Genomic DNA, 4,935 nt, shown 5'->3' with positions numbered 1-4,935 from the left:
CTGTTAACCAGCCGTTTACACGTGTTAACGCTAGCGTTAACGAAGTAAAACATGGCGTTAACGCCGTTAACGAATACCAATATGAAGGCGAAGGACAGGATAAAAAACCACAAATTCAGACGCAAAGCTCGTTCGCTGTTAAGCTTCGTCTTGAAGAACTCGAAACACAGCTTCAGCAAGCACAACAGGAAGCAATTTATTATCGCAGTCGGTACGAAAAACTATCGCTTGTACAAGCTTCTCAACAGGAGAACACGGCAAGCTATCAGGCATTGTCCTTGAAGTTTGACGAACTACTCAAGGGCTTGGAATATGTCTTTGAAGTAGCAGCCGAACTTGCCAATGAACCTCATTTTATGTCGAGAGATTATACTCCAGAATACTTTGCTGAACTCTTAGAAAAACATGAAAGTACTAGCGGTAATTGACATAGATGATACCACTCATGCACCCTTGGAGGTATGCAAAATCTACGATGAAGGAGACACAGCGTTTTGGGATTCGTTCTTTCAAGAGGCACTGCATAACCTCCAATATCGTAATCAAATTTCAAAGACAGAAGAGTTTAACCAAGTCCATCTAAAGGCACTATTCGAGATGCTTATCAAGCAAGGAGTGCTCACTACTCAAGGGCTTCAGCTAGAACCTTTGATTATGCACTCAGTTGAAAAGCATTATGCCCAAACAAAGTTTAGATGGAGTTGGAGAAAGAAAAAAACGAAACAGTTGGAAGAAAAATACCTGCAAGCATCATCAGCTTTTCAATCACGTGTGAGAGAGAATATCTGGACAGCGACTATGCTTTGGGGAAAGAAGTTTGTCAAGAGTACACGAATCGGCAAAGCAATTATAGAGGCTTTCGAAAGACTAGACAAAAAATAAAATATCATGTTTGAGAATCTAAAAAAAACCTTCAATATGGGCAAAAGCGTGTTAGACTCTACACAACAATTTGCTCAAAATGTCAATAATATTACGCAAGGCCCTGGACTATTTGGTCTTGCGGGTACGCCACAACAAACTAACGAGATTGCTCAGCAAAACTATCCGTATCAGGAACAAGCATCTTACCCACAGGCAACCATTGCCCCTGTACAAGCTACCTTCGCTGCTCCCATCGAACAGGTGGAAAAGAACCTTCGACAAGAAGCAAAGATTAATGCTCGTAGGATTTGTTCCGTGCTACGCCAAAAGGGTGTAACCATGCGTGTACTGTTCACCATGGTGGTTAAGGATTTGGATGAAGAGAAAAAGCTTGAGGACTACGAAAAGGAAAACGACCTTGAAGAAATCGATGAAATCACGGATTTGCCTGACGAGATTAGAGTCGCTTTGCAAAACAAGATGAAACTTAAAGAGTTCACTAAGCTCACTACCAATATTGAAGAAGATTTACTGGAGCTTTTGGAGGATACTCTTTTCCAAAAGTACAGGCTCGAATACATGGCTGGTAAACATCAGATGATTTCGGAGATGGAGATTATCAGCATGTACACGACCATCATGACCACACCGATTTACGAGCTGGGTGCTGATATGTTGGTGGACAAGGCGCTCAAGTACAAAAAGCCAGCTTTGGAATATGGTAAGCAACTCTTAGAAAAATTTACCAACAAGAAAACCTAACATGGAGAAGCTTGGACAATTCATCGAACTCATTTTAACAAAACTTTTAAACTAAAACTATGTTTGGATTAAACCCAATAGCGCTTCAAGAAAAAGCAAAGGCCATTCAAGAGCATTGTATCAATATGGAAGTTTCTCATGAACACGAAAGCGGTGTTTTTGTGACAGTATCAGCCAACAGAATCAAAGGTTTGGCTTATGATGCTGAAAAACATTCAGCTGAGCAAGTCAAAGACGCCATCAATCAATGTTTTGAAAAATGGTCAAACGAAACAAGAGAATACTTCGAAACTAATATCGACACTATTTTAGAGTCAGTTCCAAAGGTATTCCGACAAGAACTCAAAAATCAGCTACTTGGTAGCTAATACCATCATGGATTATCATTTGTACAAGCGCATACAAGAAGCTTTGTCTAATAGTCCTCCTAATGCTGAACAACAAGCCTTCAACTGGCTTGTTGTGGGCGCTCAAAAAACCGCTAAGACCACAACAGTGCTCCAGCTTGCCTATATCATTCAAGCGATGGCCATGCAGAAGAAACTTATCAAAAAGGTGCTGATATATGACCCTATGTGGCATGAGTCTTTTGAGCCAGCAGGCATCAGAAAAGCCATAGGTTTCATTCACCCAAACTTTGTGCTACCAAACTATAAGGTCATTACGGTAGATGAAATTCAAAGCTATGGTGCTAGTAAGGAGGATTATTACTGCTGGGCTGTCGTAAGAGATAGAGGCAGTAGAGTCCAAGACTTTTGTCAGGAGGCTCTTACTGTCAAGAATGCCATCACCATACTCGACGATGTGGGCTCTCGTATAACTGGAAACGTAAGAAACTTTCCACAGTATATTGACCTCTTGGCGTACAATAGAATCAATTGTAACGATGTATTTCTTATCTATCATCAATACAAGTATGTACCGCCCTCATTTTGGCAGTATTTCCAAAGAGCCATTGTCAAACAGTCCAACGAACAGAAGTTTTCCGATGACATCTATCCTCGTGATTTGTATATCCAAGCACAAAAAGAGGTCACTTTGGAAAACAAAGAAAGGACTTTTCCTAACAAGATGAACTTGGCTTACAGGATACTTCTACCAAATGAAAATCTAATTTTCAAAGAGGACAATGGCTATTTTCTTGCAACTGACGAAACTGGCAACGAATACCTTCTCTTTCAAGACCAAATAATCGACTTATGAAAAAATTTGGATTCTACTTTTTTACGTTTTGTGTGTTGGTCATTGCAATTGGTCTAGGTGCTCTCTTGGGAGTCTATGTCTTTTTGAAGCTTATCAGCAAGAATGTCACGAAAAAAGACCTTGAGGATAGAGAAAATCAAATCATTCAAGAAGCTCAAAAAAAAAAGAACAAGCAGCACTCGAATCAAGCCCTTGGAGACTATTCCCGTACATCCACCACAACTAAGCTAGACGAAGTTTCGGAGGTTGCTCGCAAAATCAAAAACAAGGAATATGACCAAATCGGAATTCAAAGGGCTATTCTCAGGGAATTCAGAACACCATGTAATAGACGATTTAGAATCAATTATCTAGGCTATTTCTGGATTCCCCCTGAATTCCACGAAGACTGGCAGGATGTTGACATTTTAGAACAATCCGACTTCAACATTCATCAATTTATTAGGAACCTATACAAATAATCGTGTCACGCAAAGACCTAGTTTATCTTTCAACTCTCGCTAAGGAACATAATCTGCATCTTAGGTCCTACATGGATTTGATGGCGGTTTATGGTGATTATCTATTGCATGAATATCAACTAGATTTGAACGATTATAAAGGAAAATGTCTCCCTGCATGGGTTGTACATCTCTGTAGAGAACTCAATCCAACAGACTTTGAAATCAACTCTATGAAGGACGAAGGGAAGTTCTATGAATGGCTTGAATGGATTAGTAACATTAAAAATCGAAAGTATAAGAGCTAATACCATCGCACTTTTGCCAACTACATCGTATTCGAGTGAATTCGAACGTATTTCAGTAAAAACTAGCGTCAAGATTTAAACGAGTCCAACAACCTTTGTAACCTAAAGCAAACACGAATTCACTCTCATTTTTAAATTAATACATTGCAAAATGGCTTTAACTCTTAACAAAAAGCACCCTTCGACTGACATTAAGGAAGGAGAGCTAATTTTCACATCTACCGATATCTCTGATGCAGCGGTAAATTACCAAGTAGCAGCCCTTAAGGTAGCCAACATCACGGATCCTGTTGTCATTGTTTTTGACCCTCGTCCTCAATTCAACCCCTCGAAAAAGTGGTTCTTTCAATCGAAAGAATTCTTATCCATTTTGGGTGCAAGCGCAGAGATTGCTGGTAAGTTTGCTGATAAATCAGAAATTGGGGCACTTGAAAATACAGTAGTCGCTAACATCTTTGGTTCTTCTCAAGTCCTATTCACTGGTAGTAATGCAACGGCAATTGGCGAAACTACCATCACTTCAGTCACAAAAATTTCAGATGCTTCGGGTGGTTCATCGGACTCAGGTTCTAGCAATGGTTCAGGTAGCAGTGGCTCTGGCTCAAGCAGCAATCCTGGCACTGCCAACGCTTCAACGGATGCAGCTACCAAAACTATCTTTGGTATGGCTTGGTACTGGGCAGCAGGCATTGGTGCTGTGATTATCGTTGGTGGTGTATATGTCGCTAAAAAACTATTTGGCGGAAAGAAAAAGAAACCTATCGACAAGTAGTAGCAAATTAAAGAGTCTGGAGGGTCAACAAAAGGACTCTCCAGCATTCTAAAAATGTTGACTTCCCACCCTTAAATCTTCACTTCACACTATGACTAAAGATGAAGTAAGGGAAACACTAAAAGAAGAAGCTAAGGAAAAAGCTTACACGTTCATTGACTTCGTAATTGGCGCAATTTTCTTGGCGCTCTTTGTAACCATCGTAGTTTTTGGTGTAAGAGGTTTTTCTAAGCTTTTTTCAAAACTTTTCCCCAAACTAAAAAAGGATGAATAGTATGAACTTTCTGGATTATCTCACCACCTTGACCACCGCCGACACTAGGCAGGCTCAAGGAAGGCTTGTGAAAGTCTCTGCTAACACTGCTTACGGATTATCATTCATTTTTTCGGATGCTAAACCAAGCGTAATTACCTATCCCAAAGGCGCTTTGTTAGGAAGGATTAGACAAACCACTACAGTAATAGATAAAACCACAAAGAAAACGGTTGCCTATACCGCAGTTGATTTGGACGAACCCTTACTTGTCGATTCAGTAAACCAAAAGTACCTAACCTACTTATGGTTCAAGCCAAGCGAACTTGAATT

The 4,935-nt window shown here is 40.1% G+C and carries 10 protein-coding genes; all 10 read left to right on the top strand.

Features of this window, described 5'->3' with window-relative positions; all coding sequences use genetic code 11:
• Positions 1 to 428: hypothetical protein (locus ACOVQ4_RS05290; protein ID WP_421819612.1), on the top strand; the 428-nt coding region annotated here is incomplete at its 5' end.
• Entirely contained in the window at positions 406 to 882 is a 477-nt protein-coding gene (locus ACOVQ4_RS05285) for a hypothetical protein (RefSeq protein WP_421819611.1), read from the top strand. The genes ACOVQ4_RS05290 and ACOVQ4_RS05285, both read left to right, overlap by 23 nt.
• A 6-nt stretch (positions 883 to 888) precedes the next feature.
• Positions 889 to 1,626 (top strand): hypothetical protein, encoded by a 738-nt coding sequence (locus tag ACOVQ4_RS05280; RefSeq protein ID WP_421819610.1) that lies wholly within the window; start codon positions 889 to 891, stop codon positions 1,624 to 1,626.
• Positions 1,627 to 1,685: 59 nt separating this feature from the next.
• The gene (locus ACOVQ4_RS05275) at positions 1,686 to 1,994 is read left to right on the top strand and encodes a hypothetical protein (RefSeq protein WP_421819609.1); all 309 of its coding nucleotides are present in this window, start codon (positions 1,686 to 1,688) and stop codon (positions 1,992 to 1,994) included.
• On the top strand, positions 1,984 to 2,829 hold the full coding sequence (locus ACOVQ4_RS05270) for a hypothetical protein (RefSeq protein ID WP_421819608.1): 846 nt from the start codon (positions 1,984 to 1,986) through the stop codon (positions 2,827 to 2,829). Before ACOVQ4_RS05275 ends, ACOVQ4_RS05270 begins: the two co-directional genes overlap by 11 nt.
• Entirely contained in the window at positions 2,826 to 3,290 is a 465-nt protein-coding gene (locus tag ACOVQ4_RS05265) for a hypothetical protein (protein ID WP_421819607.1), read from the top strand. The genes ACOVQ4_RS05270 and ACOVQ4_RS05265 overlap by 4 nt, the downstream gene beginning before the upstream one ends.
• 2 nt (positions 3,291 to 3,292) lie before the next feature.
• The gene (locus ACOVQ4_RS05260) at positions 3,293 to 3,577 is read left to right on the top strand and encodes a hypothetical protein (protein ID WP_421819606.1); all 285 of its coding nucleotides are present in this window, start codon (positions 3,293 to 3,295) and stop codon (positions 3,575 to 3,577) included.
• Positions 3,578 to 3,728: 151 nt separating this feature from the next.
• A complete protein-coding gene (locus ACOVQ4_RS05255; RefSeq protein WP_421819605.1) occupies positions 3,729 to 4,349 on the top strand; it encodes a hypothetical protein in 621 nt (206 codons plus the stop codon).
• Positions 4,350 to 4,440: 91 nt separating this feature from the next.
• Positions 4,441 to 4,623, top strand: a complete 183-nt coding sequence (locus ACOVQ4_RS05250) for a hypothetical protein (protein ID WP_421819604.1) — start codon at positions 4,441 to 4,443, stop codon at positions 4,621 to 4,623.
• A 1-nt stretch (position 4,624) separates the two neighbouring features.
• Positions 4,625 to 4,935: hypothetical protein (locus ACOVQ4_RS05245; protein ID WP_421819603.1), on the top strand; the 311-nt coding region annotated here is incomplete at its 3' end.

It is taken from the genome of Flectobacillus sp., assembly GCF_049240685.1.
In the GTDB taxonomy this organism is placed as follows: domain Bacteria; phylum Bacteroidota; class Bacteroidia; order Cytophagales; family Spirosomataceae; genus Flectobacillus.
The sequence above is the reverse complement of the archived record's forward strand: the minus strand, read 5'-3'. Positions and strand labels throughout refer to the sequence as shown.

Coding starts and splice junctions, on each gene's coding strand:
- ACOVQ4_RS05265 (WP_421819607.1), top strand. CDS start 2,826: ATGAAAAAATTTGGATTCTACTTTTTTACGTTTTGTGTGTTGGTCATT.
- ACOVQ4_RS05280 (WP_421819610.1), top strand. CDS start 889: ATGTTTGAGAATCTAAAAAAAACCTTCAATATGGGCAAAAGCGTGTTA.
- ACOVQ4_RS05275 (WP_421819609.1), top strand. CDS start 1,686: ATGTTTGGATTAAACCCAATAGCGCTTCAAGAAAAAGCAAAGGCCATT.
- ACOVQ4_RS05255 (WP_421819605.1), top strand. CDS start 3,729: ATGGCTTTAACTCTTAACAAAAAGCACCCTTCGACTGACATTAAGGAA.
- ACOVQ4_RS05285 (WP_421819611.1), top strand. CDS start 406: ATGAAAGTACTAGCGGTAATTGACATAGATGATACCACTCATGCACCC.
- ACOVQ4_RS05250 (WP_421819604.1), top strand. CDS start 4,441: ATGACTAAAGATGAAGTAAGGGAAACACTAAAAGAAGAAGCTAAGGAA.